The 21583-nt window shown below is 68.5% G+C and carries 18 protein-coding genes and 1 tRNA gene; 5 read left to right on the top strand and 14 right to left on the bottom strand.

Annotated elements, in window-relative coordinates:
* Window positions 1-5: 5 nt before the first annotated feature.
* Both ACLD0U_RS05075 and ACLD0U_RS05070 read right to left on the bottom strand, forming a co-directional pair.
* Window positions 6-1679 (bottom strand): ATP-binding cassette domain-containing protein, encoded by a 1674-nt coding sequence (locus ACLD0U_RS05075; RefSeq protein WP_410340005.1) that lies wholly within the window; start codon window positions 1677-1679, stop codon window positions 6-8.
* Window positions 1676-3358, bottom strand: coding sequence for an ATP-binding cassette domain-containing protein (locus tag ACLD0U_RS05070; protein ID WP_410340004.1), 1683 nt, complete (start codon window positions 3356-3358; stop codon window positions 1676-1678). Before ACLD0U_RS05070 ends, ACLD0U_RS05075 begins: the two co-directional genes overlap by 4 nt.
* Window positions 3359-3484: 126 nt before the next feature.
* On the opposite strand from ACLD0U_RS05070, the gene ACLD0U_RS05065 reads away from it, so the two are divergent.
* Genes ACLD0U_RS05065 through ACLD0U_RS05055 form a run of 3 tightly spaced genes read left to right on the top strand, consistent with a single transcriptional unit; the run spans window position 3485 to window position 6454 of the window.
* A complete protein-coding gene (locus ACLD0U_RS05065; protein WP_410340003.1) occupies window positions 3485-4570 on the top strand; it encodes a FecCD family ABC transporter permease in 1086 nt (361 codons plus the stop codon).
* Window positions 4567-5376, top strand: coding sequence for an ABC transporter ATP-binding protein (locus tag ACLD0U_RS05060; RefSeq protein WP_410340002.1), 810 nt, complete (start codon window positions 4567-4569; stop codon window positions 5374-5376). The genes ACLD0U_RS05065 and ACLD0U_RS05060 overlap by 4 nt, the downstream gene beginning before the upstream one ends.
* A gap of 34 nt (window positions 5377-5410) precedes the next feature.
* A complete protein-coding gene (locus tag ACLD0U_RS05055) occupies window positions 5411-6454 on the top strand; it encodes an ABC transporter substrate-binding protein (RefSeq protein WP_410340001.1) in 1044 nt (347 codons plus the stop codon).
* Between the two features lie 60 nt (window positions 6455-6514).
* On the opposite strand, the gene ACLD0U_RS05050 is transcribed toward ACLD0U_RS05055, so the two are convergent.
* The gene (locus ACLD0U_RS05050; protein ID WP_410340000.1) at window positions 6515-6799 is read right to left on the bottom strand and encodes a hypothetical protein; all 285 of its coding nucleotides are present in this window, start codon (window positions 6797-6799) and stop codon (window positions 6515-6517) included.
* A gap of 186 nt (window positions 6800-6985) precedes the next feature.
* On the opposite strand from ACLD0U_RS05050, the gene ACLD0U_RS05045 reads away from it, so the two are divergent.
* Window positions 6986-7789: a hypothetical protein gene (locus tag ACLD0U_RS05045; protein WP_410339999.1), complete on the top strand. Its 804-nt coding sequence runs from the start codon at window positions 6986-6988 to the stop codon at window positions 7787-7789.
* A 152-nt stretch (window positions 7790-7941) separates the two neighbouring features.
* Here the strand turns inward: ACLD0U_RS05045 and ACLD0U_RS05040 are convergent.
* The 10 genes from ACLD0U_RS05040 to ACLD0U_RS04995 form a co-directional block, all read right to left on the bottom strand.
* Window positions 7942-8013: transfer RNA gene (locus tag ACLD0U_RS05040), tRNA-Gln, on the bottom strand.
* Window positions 8014-8125: 112 nt separating this feature from the next.
* Window positions 8126-9439, bottom strand: a complete 1314-nt coding sequence (locus ACLD0U_RS05035; protein WP_206823705.1) for a threonine/serine exporter family protein — start codon at window positions 9437-9439, stop codon at window positions 8126-8128.
* A complete protein-coding gene (gene gltX, locus ACLD0U_RS05030) occupies window positions 9436-10944 on the bottom strand; it encodes a glutamate--tRNA ligase (RefSeq protein ID WP_410339998.1) in 1509 nt (502 codons plus the stop codon). The genes ACLD0U_RS05035 and gltX overlap by 4 nt, the downstream gene beginning before the upstream one ends.
* 32 nt (window positions 10945-10976) lie before the next feature.
* Window positions 10977-11747 (bottom strand): class I SAM-dependent methyltransferase, encoded by a 771-nt coding sequence (locus ACLD0U_RS05025; protein WP_410339997.1) that lies wholly within the window; start codon window positions 11745-11747, stop codon window positions 10977-10979.
* Between the two features lie 124 nt (window positions 11748-11871).
* On the bottom strand, window positions 11872-13119 hold the full coding sequence (locus ACLD0U_RS05020) for an MFS transporter (RefSeq protein WP_410340269.1): 1248 nt from the start codon (window positions 13117-13119) through the stop codon (window positions 11872-11874).
* 5 nt (window positions 13120-13124) lie between these two features.
* Window positions 13125-13901: a fumarylacetoacetate hydrolase family protein gene (locus ACLD0U_RS05015; protein WP_179411033.1), complete on the bottom strand. Its 777-nt coding sequence runs from the start codon at window positions 13899-13901 to the stop codon at window positions 13125-13127.
* 377 nt (window positions 13902-14278) lie between these two features.
* Window positions 14279-15115, bottom strand: coding sequence for a hypothetical protein (locus tag ACLD0U_RS05010; RefSeq protein ID WP_410339996.1), 837 nt, complete (start codon window positions 15113-15115; stop codon window positions 14279-14281).
* A gap of 237 nt (window positions 15116-15352) precedes the next feature.
* The gene (locus tag ACLD0U_RS05005) at window positions 15353-16450 is read right to left on the bottom strand and encodes a branched-chain amino acid aminotransferase (RefSeq protein ID WP_179411035.1); all 1098 of its coding nucleotides are present in this window, start codon (window positions 16448-16450) and stop codon (window positions 15353-15355) included.
* A 63-nt stretch (window positions 16451-16513) separates the two neighbouring features.
* A complete protein-coding gene (locus ACLD0U_RS05000; protein WP_179411036.1) occupies window positions 16514-17563 on the bottom strand; it encodes a 3-isopropylmalate dehydrogenase in 1050 nt (349 codons plus the stop codon).
* Between the two features lie 116 nt (window positions 17564-17679).
* On the bottom strand, window positions 17680-19221 hold the full coding sequence (locus tag ACLD0U_RS04995; RefSeq protein ID WP_224817726.1) for an MFS transporter: 1542 nt from the start codon (window positions 19219-19221) through the stop codon (window positions 17680-17682).
* Window positions 19222-19301: 80 nt separating this feature from the next.
* Here ACLD0U_RS04995 and ACLD0U_RS04990 point away from each other — a divergent pair, with 80 nt between their 5' ends.
* Window positions 19302-19883 carry a TetR/AcrR family transcriptional regulator gene (locus tag ACLD0U_RS04990; RefSeq protein WP_410339995.1) on the top strand — a complete coding sequence of 194 codons (582 nt, stop codon included), beginning with the start codon at window positions 19302-19304 and terminating at the stop codon, window positions 19881-19883.
* A gap of 18 nt (window positions 19884-19901) precedes the next feature.
* Here the strand turns inward: ACLD0U_RS04990 and serA are convergent, their stop codons facing one another.
* A complete protein-coding gene (gene serA, locus ACLD0U_RS04985) occupies window positions 19902-21506 on the bottom strand; it encodes a phosphoglycerate dehydrogenase (RefSeq protein ID WP_206551218.1) in 1605 nt (534 codons plus the stop codon).
* Window positions 21507-21583 lie beyond the last annotated feature (77 nt).

Raw genomic sequence — 21583 nt, 5'->3', positions numbered from 1 at the left:
GATCACTATGGGGTGCCTGTCAGCACCCCGCCGTCGACGGGGATCACGCGAGATACGGCAGAGAGCGTCTCGCTTCGATGCGAGGCGATGAGCACCGTTCCGTGGTAGGCGGCGAGCGCATTCGAGATCACGCGCTCCGTTTCGGCGTCGAGGCTCGCGGTGACCTCATCGATGAGCAGGATGCGCGGCTGCCGTACCAGTGCCCTGGCCAGCGCGAGGCGTGCGCGCTGGCCGCCTGACAGTGCGAGGCCTCCCTGGCCGATCGACAGATCGAGCGGGGCCCAGCCGATGGCATCCACACGTTCGAGCGTGCGGCGCAGGGTGTCGTCCGAGACCGGAGCGGCGCCGCGCAGCAGGTTCTCGCGGACGGTTCCGTGGAACAGCGTCGCCTCCTGGTCGACGAAGGCGATGGTGTTGCGCAGTGCGTGTTCGTCGACGTCGCGCAGGGGCACGGTCTGACCATCGGCCGTGAACAGCTCGATCGTTCCCGACGTCGGCTGCCATAGGCGGGCGGCGAGCGCGATGAGTGTGCTTTTGCCCGACCCCGAGCGCCCGGCCAGCCCGACGTGCTCGCCGGGACCGATCTCGGCGGACCAGCCGCTGATCGCCTCGACCCGGTCGTCGTAGCTGAAAGTGATGTCGCGCAATCGCAGGCCGAGCGGACCGTTGGGGACGGGGCGCGCTTGCCCCGTGGCGGCGACGACGGGCGTGCGATGCAGGGCCCGGTCGACGCGCGCGGCGCTCGCGGTGAGCGGGTGCAGCTGGGTGAGGGTGGTCGCGGCATCTGCGACCGCGGCGACGCCGGCGAGGGCCAAGGCCACGAGCATCGGCAGGGTTGCGGGCGAGATGTGCGCGTCACCGCCGAGTACGCCCGCCGCTGTCGCGCTCACCAAGATGACGGCGAGCACGGTCGTGGTCACGATGAGGTCGCGGATGCCCGAGACGAGCTGCCCGATCGTGCCGCGTCGTCGTCCGGCGCGTGTCGCCCGGTGCGTGGTGCGCAGCGCCTGAGTCGTCACCGCTTCGGCGAGCCCGTAAGACAGAACCTCGCGCAGCGCCCCGAGCGCATCGACGATCTGGGTGGACAGTTCTGCGCGCTGCTGCTGTTCCTCGGCGCCGCGGCGGCGTGCAGCGCGCGCGAGCACCGGCACGGTGGCCACGACGAGCACGGCCCCGACCGCGAGCGCCGCACCGGCGGGCGGCAGTACGAGCAGGACGGCGACCAGCGCCGCGAGGAAGGCGGTCAGTGCGGCGGCGACCTGCGCGATGGTGTGGGCGTAGAAGAACTCGAGCTTCTCGATGTCGTCCATCGCGACCGCGGCAGCTCGACCGGAGTGCTCGCGCCGCCGGGCGGGCACGCTGCGGCTATAGGAGTCGAACAGCACCAGGCGCAGTCGCGCGAGAACACGGTAGGCGACGGCATGGGATCGATCCATCTCGTGCCAGGTGAGCACGGCCCGTGCGGCGACGAGCACCACCAGCCACACCCACCATGCCGTGCCGGGCAGAGTACGCTCGACAACGGCATGGCCGACTCCCCAGGCGGCGAGCGCGCCGAGCGCGCTGAGGGTCAGCGCGCTGGTCGTCGCACTGAGATAGACCGAGAAGATACGGCCGCGCTCGGGGGCCAGTGCGGGCAGCAGTGCGCTGAAGCTGCGTGGCGATCCGTCTGCGCTCACACCGGCACCTCCTGGGCGTAGTCGACGGGCGTGGTTCGCCCGTGTGCGAGTCGCACCACGGTGTCGGTCGACCGCAGGTCTTCGACCCGATGCGTGACCATCACCACGATGCGGACCTCGGCCACATGACGCAGCGTCGTCATCACGTCCGCCGCGCGGGCGGCATCCAACGCGCTCGTAGGTTCATCGACGAGCAGCACCGGGCGCCGCGCCAACAGGGCGCGCGCGAGCGCCAGCCGTTGCCTCTGCCCACCAGACAAGCTCATCCCCGCCTCGGACACCACGGCGTCGAACCCGCCGGGAAGCTCCCGCACTTCATCGAGCACCCCCGCGGCGCGGCAGGCATCCGCCAACTCTGCGTCGGTGCGCGCGCCGGTGACGCTCAGGTTCTCTCGCACCGTTCCGGCGAAGAGCACCGGACGTTGCGAAAGCACGGCCACGTCGTCGGGCCGTAGCGGACGCCCGTCGAGGGTGCTGCTGCCCTCATGGGGGCGGATCAGCCCAAGAAGCACGTCGAGCAGCGTCGACTTGCCGGCGCCGGATGCTCCGACGATCGCGGTCAGTGTCCCGGTACGGGCGACCAGGTCGACGCCGTCGAGCACATCGGCATCACCGCTCGGGTAGCGGTAGCGGACTCCGCGCACGTCGAGCCGATCGGCGGACCCGCGAAGCGCCGCCGGGCGCGGGCGATCGGATGCCAGCGGCTCGGCGGCCGGTGCGGTCGGGGGGTCTGCGTGGAAGGCGCCGAGGGACCGTAGCGCGGGTACCGCCGTCAGGCCGAGGAAGCCGGCATGCCACTGGCGGGACAAGTCACGGATCGGACGGAACGCCTCGGACACGAGAAGCAGGACGAGATAGGTCTCGAAGGCGGGTGGCTGACCCGATGCCGCCTGAACGACAGCGATCATGATGGCCGCAACAGTGCCACCCTGGATGGCGACATCGATCACGCCGGTCTCGGCGAGCGAGCCGCGCATCACCCGCTCGGTCGCCCTGCGAAGCGCCTCGGATCGCTCCTGCAGGCGGGCTCGGGTTCCGGGCACATCACCGAGAGCGCGCAGCATCGCCATGCCGCGGAGGGCATCGAGGTAGTCAGCACCCAGTGCCTCGTACGAGTCCCAGTGATCCAGCCCCCTGCGCGACATCATGCGCTTCCACGCCAGCGGCCCGATCAGCGCCAGTGCCACGGCGAGACCAGCGCTGAGCCCGGCCCAGGGGTTGACCGCGACGAGGATCGCAATGACCATCGGACATGCCAGGAACACGAGCGCCAGGGTCGGGATGTACTTCGACACATACGCGTCGGTCCCGTCCACGCCGTCCGTCAGTGCGCCGCGCAGCGCCCCATCCCGGCCGGTCGGATCATGCAGTCGTGTCGCCGTGAGCGCGGTCCGCAGCGTGCGCCGCCGCAGCACAACCCGCACGTGCCCGCCGAGGTGGGAGGCGAGCGCGTCCTGCAGCAGCATGAGCAGCATCCGCACCACTGCCAAGCCGACGATCGCGGCGAGGGCTGCGAGTACTCGCGAGCCATCGCCGGAGACGACGGCGGCGAGCGCCCCCGCGATGGCGAACGCCTGCGCGAGGTAGGTCGCCGAGGCGAGCAGCAGGCACAGTACGGTGCCCGCCAGAAGTGCGGGCGATCGGGCCGCCTCGCGCCACAGCTCGCGAACGATCATCATGCGGCGTGCTCCTGTTCGGTCGTCTGTGTGGTCGTTTGCTCGGTCGTCGATGGTGCCGTCATTGTTCGCTGCACCGTGTCGGAGCGTAGTTGAGAATGGTTCTCATTCGCAATAGGATCCGAGACCATGCCCCCTTCGCGTACCGAGACCCGTCAGCCGAGCCGTCCCGGCACCAAGGCCGCGACCATACTCGTTCCCGTGCTCTCGGTCGCTCTGCTGGGTGTGCTTCTGATCTCGGTGAGCATCGGCGCGATCAGCGTTTCTGCGCTGGACGCGCTGAAGATCGTCACCGGCCATCTGCTACCCGGCATGCCCTGGATGAGCGACGGATCGCTCACCACGATGCAGGACAACGCGGTGTGGCAGTTCCGTCTGCCGCGCGCTGCACTGGCTGCGCTGACGGGAGCCTCTCTGGCCTTGGCGGGGGCCCTCATCCAGGCCGTGGTGCACAATCCGCTCGCCGAGCCATACATCCTCGGCGTCTCGGCCGGAGCGGGGGTCGGTGCGGTCTCGTTCATCGTGCTCGGGCTGGGCATCAGCGCCCTCGGCATCAGCGCATCCGCCTTCGCCGGAGCGATGATCGCCACCGCCGCCGTCTACCTGCTGGCACGCAAGGCCGGGCGGATCGCCCCGCAGCGGCTCATCCTGGCCGGCGTCGCCCTGGGCGCCCTGTTCAGCGCGATCACCAGCTATCTGACGATCTCAACCGACGCGCAGAACGTCTACAGCATCATGTTCTTCCTGCTCGGCTCGGTCTCGGCCGCGACCATGCCGCAACTGCTGCTGCCGGCCCTGGCGCTGCTCACCGTCGCCGCCTTCGCAATGACCCACGCACGACAGCTCAACGCGCTGCTGGCCGGCGATGATGCGGCGCGCGCACTGGGCATCGACGTCAACCGGCTGCGTACGACGACACTCATCGCCACGGCGCTGTTGACGGGTGCGGTCGTCGCCGTCTCGGGCGGCATCGGCTTCGTCGGCCTGGTGGTGCCGCACGTGGCGCGGATCATCGTCGGCTCCGACCACCGCAGGATGCTGCCGGTGGCCGTGCTCGGCGGGGCCGTCTTCCTGGCCACGTGCGATCTGCTGGCGCGCACGCTGGCCGCGCCCTCCGAGATCCCCCTGGGCGTGCTGACGGCGCTCGTCGGAGCCCCGTTCTTCTTATGGCTGCTGCGTCGCGAACGCGCCGACCGGATGGGGATGAACCGATGAGGGTGCAGGTCGAGAAGCTCCAAGCCCGGCGCGGAGCGCGCACCGTGGTGCACGGCGTCTCGTTCGACGTGGCATCCGGATCCGTCCTGGGGCTATTGGGCCCGAACGGCAGCGGCAAGTCGAGCCTGCTGCGCGCGATCGCCGGCATCGATGCGCCGGCAGCGGGAGACGTGCGGTTCGACGGCGTCTCGGCGCACGACCTGACGCGCCGGCAGGTCGCACAGCGCGTCGCGGTGATGATGCAGGAGCACAGCGAGGAGTTCGAGATCCCCGTGCTCGAGCTCGTGCTGCTCGGGCGGATCCCGCACGGCAGTGGCTTCGGTCGCGACTCCGCCGCAGACGTCGCGATCGCGCTCGACGCACTGGAGCGGGTGGGCGCGCAGCATCTGGCATCCCGTGCGTTCTCGGCGTTGTCGGGCGGCGAGCGTCAACGCGTGCTGTTCGCGCGTGCGCTGACGCAGGACACCCCGGTGCTGGTGCTCGACGAGCCGACCAATCACCTCGACATCGCGCACCAACTGGAACTGCTCGAGTTGGTGCGTTCCAGCGGACGCACCGTTCTCGTCGCCCTGCACGATCTCAATCTCGCCGCGACCCACTGCGACGCGGTCGGCGTACTGGCGGCCGGAGAACTCGTCGCGTTCGGATCCCCCGACAGCATCCTCACCCCCGACCTGATCCGCACCGTCTTCGCGGTCGAGTCGACCGCCATCACCCACCCGGCGACAGCGCAACGCCATCTGCTGTTCGATGCACTCGCCCGCACGCCGGAACACCGTGCATCCACACGCACAGTGCATCCCTGATGCACAGCGCATCCCTGAGAAAGGAAACCACCCGATGAACACTCCCCCCTCGCACCCGCCGCGCGCTCGCTCCCGCGGCGGGCGCCGCACGGCACTGCTGGGTCTGCTCGTGATGACACCGATCGTGCTGACCGCCTGCGGATCGGCCGTCGCTCCTGCGGGTGACGACGCGCCGGAATCGCACGGAGAGGCGGTGACGATTGACAACTGCGGGCGTGAGCTCACGTTCGCGCACGCACCCGAAGCGGTCGTCGGGCTGATGCCGTCGCAGACCGATCTGCTGCTGCGCCTCGGTGCGCAGGATCAGCTGGCCGGGCAAGCGCAGGTGGCGACGTCAGAACTGCCCGCGGATGTCGCTTCGCTGGCCGCCGACGTTCCGGTGCTCAGCACCGATGCCCCGCCCGCGCGTGAGGATCTGCTGTCGGTCGCCCCCGATCTGGTGGTCTCACCCACCGAGTACGAGTTCACCGCCGAGCAGGGCTTCGCGAGCATCGAACAGCTCGCCGACAATGGCGCGCAGGCCTACGTGGCGACCGGCGGCTGCGCCGAACGCCGGTCGAGCGCCGAGGTCACCGATCTGCTCACCGACATCGAGAACCTGGGCAAGATTCTGCGCGCCGAGGATCTCGCCGCCGACCTCGCCGCCGACGCACAGGCGCGCCTGGATGCTGTCACTGAGGCTGTGCGCGATCAGGAGCCGTTGACGGTCGCCGAGATCTGGTCGGAGGGGAACATGCTCGGCGCGATCGGAGCCGGCATCGAGTACGACATCATCCGCACCGCCGGCGGAGACAACGTCTTCAACCCCGATGGCCCCGAGTTCGCCGACTTCTTCTCGGCCGAGATCACCCCTGAAGAGATCGTCAGCCGCAACCCCGACGCCATCGTGTTCGGCGTCACCAGCGACGCGCAACATGAACGTGTCGTCGAGTACCTGCGTGCGACGTTCCCCGACGTCACTGCCGTGCAGAACGACCTGCTGATCGCGGTGCCGCAGAGCGACTTCTACCCGGGCACGATCGGCAACATCGACGCCGTCGAGACGATCGCCCACCAGCTCTACCCCGACGCGTTCTGACACGTCGTGCGGGCGGCCCGGTGCCTGTGGCGTCGGGGCGCCCGCGCGGTGGTAGGTCGGCTAGATGCGGATCTCTGTGGCTCGGTCGGTGCATCGCCACGGCACGGGGAAGAGCGAGAGAAGAGCGCCCTGCTCGTACTCGGGTGCTATGCGTTCCTGGAACTCGTACGCCTCTGCTTCGTCGTCAAACACACCCAGAATATTGTTGTCGGGACTGCTGTCGTGGTAGACGATCCACACCTTCTTCATGACTTCCGAAGCTACCAACGATCGATCGCCATAGGAGAGCGCGCCCAGACGGCAGAATGTGGTTCGGTCGAGACACGCGAAGGCAACGTTGATCACCGTCGAGGTTCTCTCAGATGGGGAAGCTAGAGACTCCCCCCTGACGGAGACCTGGACACCCCCAATGGCCAACAACCCTGAGCCCCTAAGCCCTCATCGGCGAAGAGCCACGGACGTGATCAAGTCGGTTCCGGTAGCTCGCAGAGTCGTGACGCCCCAGTCCGATGTCACGCGTAGATTGTCGGCATGTCCGCCCCGCAGCTCTCTTACCGCATCTTCCCCGTCGTAGACAACGAACCAACGTTCACATGGGCCGCATACCGAGTCCTCCACGCCGGTGACCGTCTCAATGAACTCGAAGCGCTCCACGAGCAGACTGCTCAGGAGTGGCAGAGTCGCCTCACCGTGAGCGTGAACCCGAGCGACCCCGCCGCCGGTGTCGAGCTTGACTTCGCCGGCGTGCAAGACGACTTCGAAACGTTTGGGCATTCGTTAGCGGCGCATGCAAGCGAAGTCATTCACCATCTGCGCTCGGCGCTCGACTTCCTGGCATACAACGCAGCGTGGCGCGACTCAGGCGAGCAAAACAAGGACGCCTTGTTCCCACTCGATCTAAAGTCGGGCGAATGGAATAGGCGCGAGAAACGCCACACGCGCGGAATCAGCACGGAACACCGCGAGTGGATCCGCGAGGTCCAACCGTTCACAGGCGTGCTGTGGTCGCGACAACTCAAGTTGCTCAGCAACTCCGACAAGCACTTTCAACGTGTGCGTGTAGTACCCGCCTTGGAGACCATCGCGAGCGCAAACGTTCTGACCGGGCCGCACCCCAATCGGGCCGGTTTCTTCTTGCTCGAAGTCCAATCAGAGAGCATCCACCTTCTGATCGCTGACCCTCTGCGTGAGGAAGGGGGCGACGACGAGTACGTTGACGCCTCTCATTTCCTCTGGAACCTGATCGACAATGTCCGCAAGCTAGTGAATCGTTTCCTGGTCGACGAAGGTCACGAACCGGTTCAGCTTGTGTCCATGCCTCGTGCGACGCCCTAGAGAACCGTCACCGGGGACGGGTTCCGCTTGCACCACTAGCGGTCATGGCCAGTCGAACCAAATCCAAGCAGCCCCCAGGTAAGTCCCACGGCGCACAGGACAGACGAAGCTGAGAAACAGAAAACCCCCGCCGGAGCGGGGGTTCTTCTCTGCTGGGGTACCTGGACTCGAACCAAGAACAACTGAACCAGAATCAGCCGTGTTGCCAATTACACCATACCCCAAGGGCGGAACCTGGGCCCCGCACCGAGATACAAGCTTACCCGAGCTATGCCCGGATGGCGAATCGGTGCGCACAGCCCGGGCGCGTCGCGCGTGTGCGGCAACCACAGGCCATCACAGCTCCCCCATGCGGGCGGGGCGCACCCAGTATCGGAACACCGTCGAACGCGTGATCCGTGCCAGGTCGGCCAGCAGTGCGCCGACCTTCGTGCCGATGCACAGGCTCAAGAACATCATCGGCGCCGACGCCAGCGCCTGCGCGTCGAAGCTCGCCAGCGAGACCAACCCGATCGTTCCGGGCACCAGCAGCAGGAACGCCGGCTGGAACGACACGGTGGCCGGAATCGCCAGCGTCACACGCTCCAGCACACGCGCCGCGACGAACAAAATCGCCGCAGCGATACCCATCGCCACCACGTTGCCCACCTGCGCACTGAACGCGGCGAGCACCGCATACGTGCCGGTCATCACCACGATGCACACCACCGTCAGTCGCACGCCCGACCCGAAGGCCAGGCCGATGCCGATCGCCAGCACCACGACGGCGAACCACGACATCCACAGCGGCGGCAATGCCGTCCATCCCCCACCATCACCCGAAAGCTGCACGGCGTCGCCGACCAGCGCAGCCGACGCCGAATCGACACTCAGCCCCGTCAGCGCGGCACCCGAATAGACACCGGCCGCCATGAAGGCGAGCATGATGAGCCCGTACATCAGGCGCGACGCCCCGGTCACGATGTCGGTCGAGGTCAGCTCCAGCAGGGCGTTCGTGATCAGTGCGCCCGGCACGAGGATCGCGATCGGCGCGCACACCGCGAACAGCGGTACCGGCCCGAGATCCAGCAGCCCCGCCGCCCACCCCACGAGCACCGTCGACACGAACGCCGACACGAACGGGGCCACGGCCGCGGCCGCACGCACCCGCATCATCACCAGCATCAGGCCGCCGACGATGGCGCCAACGAGCATCGCCAGCACCGCCGCCCACCACGGGCAGCGGAACAGCACCGCCAGCCCCAACGACAGCAGCCCACAGCCCAGCACGCTCTGCACACCAGGCAGATGCCGGGGCGTCGCGCGGATGGCAGCGATACGCTGCGGGGCATCCTCCAACGCGACGGCACCCGACTCGAGGTCGCGCACCAGGCGGCTCGCCCGCGCCGACTGACGGAACGTCAGGGCCTCACCCTTGCCGATCACGGTCGTGGTCGCCGCAGAAGAACCCGGCCGGCTCACCATCACCATCTCCGGCAAGATGGCGAACTCCACCGACACCCCGGGCGCTGCAATACGGCTCACCTGTTCCAAGGTGCCGCGCACATCCGTGACGGACGTACCGCACTCCAGAAGCAGAACCCCCAGCTCACCGAGGATGACATCCGCCTCGGCCGTGGGAATCATGAGCTGCGCCGTCTCGTGCGTCACGCCAGGTGATCGGCGAGAGCGCGCAGTCGACGCAGCGTCTCGTCCTTGCCCAGCAGCTCCATCGACTCGAACAACGGCGGCGACACCCGGCGACCGCTCAGCGCGACCCGCGGCGGACCGTACGCCACGCGCGGCTTCAGCCCGAGCCCGTCGATCAGCGCCTCCGAGAGCGCCTGCTGCACAGCATCCGGAGTGAACTCCTCGACCGGCTCGAGAGCCGCGACGCACGCGGTCAGCACCTCGGCGGCGTTCGCCGGAAGCCCCTTCATGGCGTCGGGCTCATACGTCACCTCGTCGGTGAACAGGAAGCCGAGCATGCCCGGCGCGTCACCCAGCAGCTGCATGCGCTCCTGAACCAGCGGCGCCGCGCGGAAGGCCAGCACGATCTGCTCGTGCGTCGGCTCGGCACCACCGAACACACCGGCGTCGGCCAGGTACGGCAGCATCCGCTCGGCGAAGTCCTTGCCCTCGAGCATGCGGATGTGGTCGCCGTTGATCGACTCAGCCTTCTTCTGGTCGAAGCGTGCCGGGTTCGGGTTGACGTCGACGATGTCGAACGCCTCGATGAACTCGCTCAGCGAGAACACGTCGCGGTCGGGTGCGATCGACCAGCCCAGCAGCGCCAGGTAGTTCAGCAGGCCCTCGTGGATGAACCCACGCTCACGGTGCAGGAACAGATCTGCCTGCGGGTCACGCTTGGAGAGCTTCTTGTTGCCGGTCTCACCGAGCACCAGCGGCATGTGCGCGAAGCGCGGCACGAAAGCGGTGACGCCGGCCTGGATCAGCGCGTCGTACAGCGCCAGCTGACGGGCCGTCGACGGCATCAGGTCTTCACCGCGCAGCACGTGCGTGATGCCCATCAGGGCGTCGTCGACCGGGTTCACGAACGTGTACAGCGGCACACCGTTGGGGCGCACGACGACGAAGTCGGGGAACGAGCCGGCCGGGAAGGTCACCTCGCCGCGGATCAGGTCGTCGTAGGTCAGGTCCTCATCGGGCACGCGCAGGCGCAGGGCCGGCTGACGGCCCTCGGCACGGAACGCCGCGCGCTGCTCGTCCGTGAGATCGCGGTCGAAGTTGTCGTAGCCGAGCTGCTTGGCGCGGCCCGCCGCCTCGTTACGCGCGTCGATCTCTTCGGCCGTCGAGTAGCTCTCGTACAGCGCGCCCGTCGCCAGCAGCTTGTCGATGACCTCACGGTAGATGTCGTGGCGCTGCGACTGCCGATACGGGGCGTGCGGCCCGCCGACCTCGACCCCCTCATCCCAGTCGATCTTCATCCAGGTGAGCGCGTCGACCAGCTGGCGGAAGCTCTCCTCGCTGTCACGGGCCGCGTCGGTGTCTTCGATGCGGAAGATCAGCTTGCCGCCGTTGTGGCGCGCGTATGCCCAGTTGTACAGCGCCGTGCGCACCATGCCGACATGCGGCAGGCCGGTCGGCGAAGGACAGAAGCGCACGCGGACGTCGGAACCGGTCGCGGTGGTGGTGAGGGGATGCACAGTAGCCATATCCCCTCGATTCTATCCGTGCCCGATGCCTCTCACCGGGCCTGCCCGCCCCGATGATCCACCGCAACGGCCGCGGTCTGCACGTGCGGGATCACCTCACCGTCGCGGCGTTCGTCGATGACCGCGTCGAACGCCTGGCGATAGCGCCGACGGTCGGCATCCGACAGCGTCGCGTAGAGCGCGCCGGCCCCGGCAACTCCCCCGACGACCGATCGCCACAGCATCTCGGGCGTGGGACGCCACGTCCAGGTGTGCTCGGCAACGACGGGCTCCCAGCCCGCGCCGCGCAGCATGCGCTCGAAACCGGATGCCGTGCGCTCGAAGTCCTTGTCGGCAGGCAGCCGCGCCCCCGCCAGTGGCATCACCCCGGCCCGCGTGGTCACCTCGCCCCACAGCGACGCCGGCGACGCCGACCAGATCGACGCGGCCACGGTTCCCGCAGCCACACGGCGCAGCTCAGACGCCGCAGCAGACGGATCAGACACATGGTTCAGCACGAAGTTCGCGACGACGACGTCGAACGCGCCGTCGTCGAACGGCAGCGCGGGCAGGGCGTCCGCCGTGATCGTCAGGGTCGGATGCTGCCGCTCGGCCGCCCGGCGCATGCTCGCCTCAGGCTCCGCCGCGGTGACCCGCCATCCGGCATCCGACCAGGCCGCCGCGAGCGTACCGTCACCGGCGCCGACGTCGAGCAGCGACCGCCCGCCGGGCACACCGAGGTGCGCACGCAGCACTTCCCCCGTGCCCGCGCAGAGCTGCGCGTACGAGGCGGCGTACGCGTCGCCGGTTCCGACCCAGCTCACCGGCGTGGGTCCCCATGGAGGTCTGCGTAGCGACGGAGTTCGGCACAACATCGGATGCCACAGGCGTGGCGGTCCGAAGATATGCAGATCTCCGAAGCTGTGCCACGCCCCGCGGTGCGTGCCATCACGCCTCGCGGATCCGCCCGAGCGGCGAGAGCACGATGATCGCGATGACGATCACCAGCGCCACCACGCCGAGCCCGCCATACCCGAACTGCGTCAGCACGAGACCCGCACCCGCGGCGCCAGCCGCGGCGGTAAGGCTCATCAGCGAGTCGCTGAGCCCCTGACGACGCGGACGCATCTGCACGGTCGATGACTCGGTCAGCAAGGCCGCACCGGCCACCGTCGCCGCGCTCCATCCGAGCCCGAGCAGGATCAACGCGACGATCACACCGGCGGCATGCTCGCCCGCGAAGATCGCGAACAGCAACGAGACCACGAACATCCCCTGGCCGAGCAGCACCACCCGCACACGGCCCCACCTATCGGCGAGGATGCCGAACACCGGCGACAGGCCGTACATGCCGGCCACGTGCAACGCGATCGTCACGCCGACAAGCAATGTGACATCGGTGCTCGTCGTGGCATCACCACCGGCACGGTGCGCCATGTGCGAAAGGTGGATCGGCGTCATCGCCATCACCGACGCCATCACCGCATGCGACCCCGACACGGCGAAGATCGCGTAGCGCGCCGTGACCGGCCGATCAATGTCAGAGCCGAGCGCGGCGGCCTTCGAGGGCATCGCCGCCAGGTTCAGGGCCGTCAGCAGCGGGTCGGGCCGCAACGCGACCAGGTACAGCACGAGCGCCGCGGCCTGCGCCACGAGCGAGAACAGATATGCGCCGGTGAGCGGAGGCATGCCCACCATCTGCCCGAGCGCCTCACCGGGGGTCAGCAGCAGCGGCCCGGTCACGCCGCCGATCGTCGTCGACCAGACCACGATCGACAGATCGCGTCCGCGGTGCTCGGGCGCCGCCAGATCGGTCGCCGCGAAGCGGGACTGCAGATTGCCGGCGTTGCCCATGCCGATCATGATGATTCCCACGAGCAGCAGCGGGAACACCCGAAGCGCCGCCGCGAGGATCACCACCCCGATGCCGATCAGGGCGAACAGATTGCCGGCCGTCAGCGACAGTCGGCGCCCCCGACGCGCGGCGAAACGCGCCAGCGGGATCGCGAACGCAGCCGCCCCCAGAGTCACGGATGCCGTCGCCAGGCCCGACAGCGCATCATCGCCCGACAGGTCGGCAGCCAGCAGAGCACCGAGCGATACGGTCGCTCCGAAGGCGATGCCGCCGAGCACCTGGCCGAGCGAGAGGATGAGAACTGTACGGCGCTGCAGTCCCGGCAGCGCCTCGGCGGTGATCGCGCTCACGATCGGGGCGCCGCGTCGCGCACCGTGTTGCGCATGACACCCAGGCCGCTGATGTCCACCTCGACGACATCGCCCGCCACCAGCTCGCCGACGCCGGCCGGTGTGCCGGTCATGATGGCGTCACCGGGCAGCAGCGTGAATGCCGCCGACGCGTAGGCGATGATGTCGGCGACCGAGTGGATCATGTCGGTCAGCGGCGCCTGCTGGCGCACCTCACCATTCACCCGCGTCTCGAGCCGTGACGACGCCACATCGAGCTCGGTCTCGATCACGGGCCCGAGCGGGCAGAACGTGTCGAACCCCTTGCCCCGGGTCCACTGGCCGTCCTTGCGCTGCAGGTCGCGCGCCGTCACGTCGTTGCCCACGGTGTAACCGAACACGTAGTCGAGGGCATCCGCCGCGTCGACGTTCTTCGCGATGCGTCCGATCACAGCAACCAGCTCACCCTCGAACTCCACCCGCTCCGAGAGCGACGGGCGCACGATCGCGTCGCCCGGACCGATCACCGCCGTGTTCGGCTTGAGAAACAGCAACGGCTCCTCGGGGGCGACGTTGCCGAACTCGGCGGCGTGGTCGTGGTAGTTGCGCCCGACGCAGACGATCTTCGACCGCGGGATCACTGGCGCCAGCAGCGCGACGTCGGCGAGCGGGATGCGCTCGCCCGTCGGTTCGTAACCGGCGAACATCGGGTCGCCGTCGAGCACGACCAGGTCTGAATCGTCGAGGATGCCGTAGCGGATGCCATCGTTGTGGCTGAAGCGCGCGATCTTCACTCCGTCAGCCTATCCGCCACCCTCGCGCGCGGCGCGCCCCGCCCTCTCCTGGCCGGTCCCCGCTGTCCACCGCTCCCGCGTTCCACCGCCGACACCCCCACTTCGCGTCGACACCCCCAGTTATTGGCGCCCGCAGGTGGGGGTGTCGACGCCAGATGGGGGTGTCGGCGAACCCGGCGCGGCGGGGCGCGGCGGGGCGGGGTGCGACGAGCCGGGGCGCGGCGGGGCCGGCCTCACCCGGGCGGACGGACACCGAAGGCCGCGAGACGCGCCCCCAGAACATCCGCGGTGCGAATGTGATCGTGACCCCACCGGGCGAACCGCCACCCGGTGACGCCGCGCACGTCATCTTCGCGGCTCTTCTCGTCAAGCACCGCCTACTGTGCCGACGGAGCAGCTCTGAGCGCAGGCTCGGTGTACTTCGCCGCCCCGTCGAACTCGCCGAAGCACCGTGCACGCGGAAAGGCGAAGTCGAGCCAGTACTGCTGACCTTCCGAGCCGGTGACGGGTACCTGCAGGTCAAAGCCACGGAACCCGAGCGTGTGCAGGTGCGCCCTGCTGACGCTCTCGCCCGGCAGATCCGCGCGCCCGTCGGCGAACTCCAGCGCGCGACGAGCCTGCCGCACGCCGCGCAGCCCAGGGGTCGCGAGCCGCGCGGCGTCCTCACGCCATGCGGCGTCGGCTTCAGCATCCACGATGTATCCGTCGACCGCCGCACGGCGCAACGCGGCGTCGGCGCAGGCGACCGCCGTCGGGAACGGATACGTGCGCGCGACGTCCATCGCGGTGCGGGTCGGCGATGTGACGCGGATGCCGTCGATCTCGACGATGTCGGCGGGATCCACCTTCATGTCGCGGCGGATGACGTCCGCGATCACGCGACTGTGGCGTTGCCCGTCAACCAGCACCTGCACCGGTGCGGCCCCGACACGGTACAGCGGCAGACCCCACAGCGCCGCGGCCGAGGCATGGGTGAATACCGGGCCGGGCCCCGGGCTCGCGGCGTGCACCGCGAGCACGCGGAGCAGATGACGTCCCTCCCACCACAGTTCGTCCCAGATTTGCGCAGACACGTAGCTGCCACGGTGCAGACGAAGCAGCCGACCGGAGTCGAGATCCGAGCGCATCTGACGCTCGCTATAGACGGAGGCCAGCACCTGATGTCGAGACAGCACCAGCGCTCGTGCCTGCGGAATGTCGATACGGCGACGCATCCCCACAGGATGTACGCCGGTCTCCCCGAATCACGCGCTCTCCACAGCCGCTCACGCGATCCGCGCGAATCGGTGGATTGTGCAGAACGAGTCGCCACGCGCCGACACCCCCACTTCGCGCCGACACCCCCACCTGCGGGCGTCCACACCTGGGGGTGTGGGCGGCAAGTAGGGGTGTCGGCGAATCAGGCGCGCAATGCGAGACAGGCGAGCGCGCGTCAGGCACGCAGCGCGCGCTCAGTCCAGGCGGGTCAACCAGCCGTGCTTGTCTTCGCGGCGGCCGTACTGGATGTCGGTGAGCTCCTCGCGCAGCGACATCGCCAGCTCACCGAGAGGCTGCTCGTCCTCGAACTCGTCCGAGACGAGCGCGCCGATCGGAGTGACCACCGCGGCCGTGCCGCACGCGAACACCTCGACGATGTCGCCCGAGGCGACCCCCTGCCGCCACTCATCGAGCGAGACCGCTCGGCGCTCGACGGTCAGACCGCGATCCTCGGCAAGCTGCAGCAGTGAGTCGCGCGTGATTCCCTCGAGGATGCTGTCGGACTGCGGCGTGACCACGCGTCCGTCCTTGTACACGAACACGACGTTCATACCGCCGAGCTCCTCGACGTTGCCGTCCTGGTCAAGGAAGACCACCTGGTCGCAGCCCTTGGCGCTGGCCTCGGCCTGAGGCAGCAGGCTCGACGCGTAGTTGCCGCCGGTCTTGGCCGCGCCGGTGCCACCCTTGCCCGCACGGGCGTAGTTCGTCGACAGCCAAATGCGCACCGGCTTGACGCCACCGCTGAAGTAGGCGCCGGCGGGAGAGGCGATCACGTAGTACGCGACCTTCTTGGCGGGGCGCACACCGAGGAAGGCCTCTTTGGCGAACATGAACGGCCGCAGGTACAGGCTCTGGTCGGCACCCGATGGCACCCAGGCACCGTCGACGGCGATCAGCTCACGCAGCGACTGCACGAAGTACTCGGTGGGCAGTTCGGGCAGCGCGAGCCGGCGAGCACTGCGCTGCAGCCGGGCCGCATTGCGGTCGGGGCGGAACGTGTGCACCGACCCGTCGGCGTGGCGATACGCCTTGATGCCCTCGAAGATCTCCTGACCGTAGTGCAGCACGGCCGCGGCCGGGTCGAGCGGGATCGGCCCGTAGGGCTGCACCCGCGGACGGTGCCAGCCGCCCTTCTCAGACCAGCAGATGTCAACCATGTGGTCGGTGAAGTCGGTGCCGAACCCCGGGTTGGCCAGCACCTCGTCGCGCTGAGCAGGGCTCTTCGCGGCCAGGTTCTTGGTCACCGTGAACGTGAGCGCTGCGGTGTCGGCGGGAGTGGAGCTGTCGGTCATGTTCGTCCTCTGTCGGGAAGCCGCGGGATCGTCGGATGCTGCGGCGGTGCGCATAGTGTCAGATTACGCCTGCAGCAGCGCGATGATGGCGTCGCCGGTCTCGGTGGTGCTGCGGGCGCGGTCACGGCTCGCGATGTCGGCCTCGACCGCACGCTGCACGCGCGCCGCCTCGTCGCTGAGTCCGAGGTGGTCGAGCAGCATGGCGACCGAGAGGATCGCGGCCGTCGGATCCGCCTTCTGCTGACCGGCGATGTCGGGCGCCGAACCGTGCACGGGCTCGAACATCGACGGGAAGGCGCCGTCGGGGTTGATGTTTCCCGAGGCTGCGAGGCCGATACCGCCGGTGACGGCGCCTGCCAGATCCGTGATGATGTCGCCGAAGAGGTTGTCGGTGACGATCACGTCGAAGCGAGAGGGGTCCGTCACGAGGAAGATCGTGGCCGCATCGACGTGCAGGTAGTCTACGGCCACATCGGGGTGCTCTGCGGCGACGGCGTCGACGACGCGCCGCCAGATCGCGCCGGCGTGCACGAGCACGTTGGTCTTGTGCACGAGCGTGAGCTTCTGGCGCCGGCGCTCGGCCAGCTCGAACGCGTAGCGCACGACGCGCTCGACGCCGAAGGCCGTGTTGACGCTGGTCTCATTGGCGACCTCATGCGGGGTGCCGGTGCGGATGCTGCCGCCATTGCCGACATACGGCCCTTCGGTGCCCTCGCGCACGACGACGAAGTCGATCTCGCCGGGGTTGGCGAGCGGACCGGATGCGCCCGCGAACAGCTTGGCCGGACGCAGGTTGACGTAGTGGTCGAGTCCGAACCGCAGCTTGAGCAGCAGACCGCGCTCGATGTTGGCGTTCTTCAGACGCGGGTCTCCGGGGACACCGCCGACCGCGCCGACGAGGATCGCGTCGTGCGCGCGGATGGCGTCGAAGTCCTCGTCCGAGAGGGTGTCACCGGTGGCGAGGTAGCGGTCCGCGCCGAGCGAGAACGGCGTCTTCTCGAACGTCACCTCGCTGTCGGCGGTGACAGTGTCGAGCACTCGCTCGGCCTGTGCGATGACCTCACGGCCGATCCCGTCGCCGGGGATGACAGCCAACTTCACGACGCGCGACATGTGTCTCCTTGACAGTGCGGGTCGGCGACGCGGGTCGCCGCCGACACTGCTTCCCAGCGTAGCGCCGGCGACGACACTCCCCTGTCCTCATGTCGCCCGGTTGGCATGTCGCGTGATCAGCGCTTGACGTCGCGGCTCGGTCGCAGGGTGATCGCGCTGATCACCATTGCGGATGCCACCAGCAGGGCGCCGATCAGCGAGGTCGTCACGATGCCGCTGTCGAACGCATGGATCGCCGCCTGCCAGAGGGAATCGCCCACGGCCGGCGGCAGGCCCTCTGCCGCCGCGTATGCCCCGGCAAGGGTCTCACGCGCCTGGTCCGCCGTCTCGGCGGGCACGTTCTCGGGAATCACCAGCGCACCACGGTAGAAGGCCGTGATGATGCCACCGAGCACGGCGGTGCCGAGCACGGCGCCGAGCTCATAGGCGGTCTCGGAGACGGCGCTGGCCGCTCCCGCCTTCGCCGGAGGGGCGTGCGAGAGGATCAGCTCATTCGACACGGTCTCGGCGGCGCCGATGCCCATCCCGAGCACCACGAACGCCGCCATCAGCCATGCGACGCTGTTCAGCTGTGCCGTCATGGCGACGATCACGTACCCGAGTACCGAGAGCGAGAGCCCGACGGGAACGACGATGTGCGGTGACACCCGGCGCGAGATCGGCACCACGCTGAGCCCCGCGACGATCATCATCGCCATACCGGGCACCAACGCGAGCCCGGCGACCATCGGCGACAGCCCGAGCACGAGCTGCAGTTGCTGAGGCACGAAGTAGAGGAAGCCCACCAGCGCGACGACGCTGAGCAGGTTCACAAGGATCGCACCGCTGAACCCACCGCGTCGGAAGAGCGCCATGTCGAGCATCGGCACCTCGGCGCGCAGCTGGCGCCGCACGAACAGGAAGCCCACGAAGACACCCACCAGCGCGAGCACGCCGGCAAGTGCATTGGGGCCGTCGACGGCGAACGACTTGATCGCGTAGACAACGGGCACCATCGCACCCATCGACATGAGGATGCCGAGCGGGTCGATCCGGCCCGGGTTCGGGTCGCGGCTCTCGGGCAGCAGCCAGAAGCCTCCGATCAGGAGCGGGATGAGCATCGGCACGGCGAGCAGGAACACGGAGCCCCAGGCGAAGTGCTCGAGCAGGAATCCACCGACCACCGGACCGAGTGCCGAACCGGCAGAGAAGGCCGAGGCCCAGATGGCGATCGCCAGTCGACGCTGATCACGGTTGGGGAACACCGACCGCAGCAGCGAGAGCGTCGAGGGCATCAGCATGGCGCCGAAGAATCCGAGCCCGACACGGGCGGCGATGAGCAACCCCGCCGTCGGCGCGAACGCGGCCAGCACCGAGACTGTGGCGAACCCTGTGGCGCCGATGAACAGCATCCGACGGCGACCGAAGCGATCGCCCAGCACTCCCATGGTGACCAGGAGGCCGGCCAGCACCAGCGCGTATGAATCGATGATCCAGAGCTGCTCTGCACCCGTCGGGGCGAGCGCAAGCGAGATCTCGGGCAGCGCGAAGCTCAGCACTGTGTTGTCGATCGAGACCAGCAGCACCGGCAGCATCAGCACGGCGAGCGCGGCCCAGCCGCGGACGCCGACGCGCGGGCCGTCCTCGGAAGTGAGTCGGATCGTCGCGGTTGTGGACATGAGGTGCCTTTCGATTACTGAACCGTCCGGATGGTACAGTAACACGTATCGCCCCACCGACGCACGCTGAGGAGAGAGAAATGTCCCGCCCCCCTTTGGCCCGAGAGCGCGTCCTCGACGCGTACGTGCAGATCCTGATCGCCGACGGTGAACGCGCTGCGACGCTCGATGCCGTCGCCCGGGCTGCCGGCGTCTCGAAGGGCGGACTCCTCTACCACTTCGCCTCGAAGGATGACCTCGCCGCCGCGCTGATCGAGCGGCTGCTGAGCCTGACCGATGACGATCTCGACCGCATGCGTCAGTCACCCGAGCACCCGATCGCGTACTACGTGCGCACCTCGGTGATGGAGGACGACGCCCTCGACCGGGCATTGATCGCTGTGACCCGCCTGGCTCAGGGCGGCTCAGTCCCAGCATCCGACGCCCTGCGCGAGTCCCGCCGGCTGTGGACCGAGGCCATCCGCCCGCACGTGCGTGACGACACCGCGCTCGAGCTGGTCATGCTGCTCAGCGATGGGCTCTATTTCAACAACTCACTGATGAACCACAGCAACGCACCCGAGCACTTCAGCGACTTCGTGCCCACCGGGCGGGCTCTTGCCGATCTCGTCGAGCGTGTCACAACGACGACGCGGGCCCCGGAAGCCCCGGAGCCCGCGTGACATACGCCGTGAGAGGGTTTATGCCTCGACGATCTCGATCTGACGGAACAGGTCGGCCTCGATCGCGGCACTGACGTCTTCGAGCAGTTCGTCCGAGACGGGCGAATCGAGCGTCAGCACGCTCAGCGCCTGCGCACCGGCGGCCTCGCGCGCGATCTGCATACCCGCGATGTTGATGCCCGCCTCGCCGAACTTCTGCCCGTACACGGCCACGATGCCGGGCCGGTCGGTGTACATCATCACGACGTGGTGCTTCTCGATCGGCAGTTCGATGCCGTGGCCGTTGATCGCGACGAGCTTCTCGATCTGCTTCGGTCCGGTGAGCGTTCCCGAGACCGAGAGCTGCGTGCCGTCGGAGAGCGCGCCGCGCAGGGTGATGACGTTGCGGTACTCCTCGCTGATGTCATCCTGCAGCATCCGCACCGCGACGCCACGCTGCTCTGCCAACAGCGGCGCGTTCACGTACGAGACGGTGTCGCCGACGATGTTGGTGAACACTCCCTTCAGCGCTGCCAGACGCAGCACGCTGACGTCATAGTTGTTGAGTTCGCCGTGCACCTCGATGTCGAGGCTGGTCAGCGGCGCCTGCGCGAGGGCCGAGAAGATCTGACCGAGCTTCTCGACGAGCGGGATGCCGGGGCGCACGTACGGGTCGATGACTCCCCCGGCGACGTTGACCGCGTCCGGCACAAGGTCTCCGCCGAGCGCGAGCCGCACCGATCGGGCGACCGAGACGCCCGCCTTCTCCTGCGCCTCTTCGGTGCTCGCACCCAGGTGGGGGGTCACCACGACATTGGGCAGACCGAGAAGCGCCTGCGCGGTGCTGCCCTCGGCGGGCGGCTCCGAGGTGAAGACGTCGAGTCCGGCGCCGGCGATCTCGCCGGCGACGAGGGCCTCGTGCAGATCGGCCTCGTCAATCAGACCGCCGCGGGCGACGTTGATCACGAACGCCGTCGACTTCATCGCGGCGAACTGCTCGGCGCCGATCATTCCCGTCGTCTCGGGGGTCTTCGGCATGTGGATGGTCAGGAAGTCCGCCTCGGCGACCAGTTCGTCGAGCGTGACCAGCTGCACCCCGAGCTGCTGCGCACGGGCGCTGGTCACGTAGGGGTCGTAGGCGATCACACGCATGTCGAACGCGTTCAGCCGGGCCGCGACGAGAGCGCCGATCCGGCCGAGCCCGACGATGCCGACGGTCTTCTCGAACAGTTCCGCACCCGTGAACGAGCTGCGCTTCCAGGCGCCGGCCGACAGCGAGGCATGGGCGGCGGGGATGCGGCGGGCGAGGCTCAGCACGTGTCCGACGGTGAGCTCGGCGGCCGAGACGATGTTCGACGTCGGTGCGTTCACCACCATCACACCGGCCGTCGTGGCCGCCTTGATGTCGACGTTGTCCAGGCCGACACCGGCACGGGCGACGACCTTCAGCTTCGGAGCGTGCGCCAGCGCCTCGGCATCGATGCGGGTCGCGGAGCGGACCAGAACCGCGTCGGCATCGGCGAGCGCCGCGAACAGCGCCTCTCGATCGGTGCCGTCGACCTCACGTACATCGAAATCGGGCCCGAGCGCCGCGACCGTCGCAGGCGAGAGGACTTCGGCGAGCAGGACGACGGGCTTGGTGATTGTCTGATTCGGCACGGGGATCCTTCGGGGCAGCGCGGCAGGGAGGGGTCAGACGATGCGCCGCACGCCTTCGGGGC

This window comes from Microbacterium sp. 2216-1 (genome assembly GCF_046507855.1).
GTDB classification, from domain to species: domain Bacteria; phylum Actinomycetota; class Actinomycetes; order Actinomycetales; family Microbacteriaceae; genus Microbacterium; species Microbacterium esteraromaticum_C.
The sequence above is the reverse complement of the archived record's forward strand: the minus strand, read 5'-3'. Positions and strand labels throughout refer to the sequence as shown.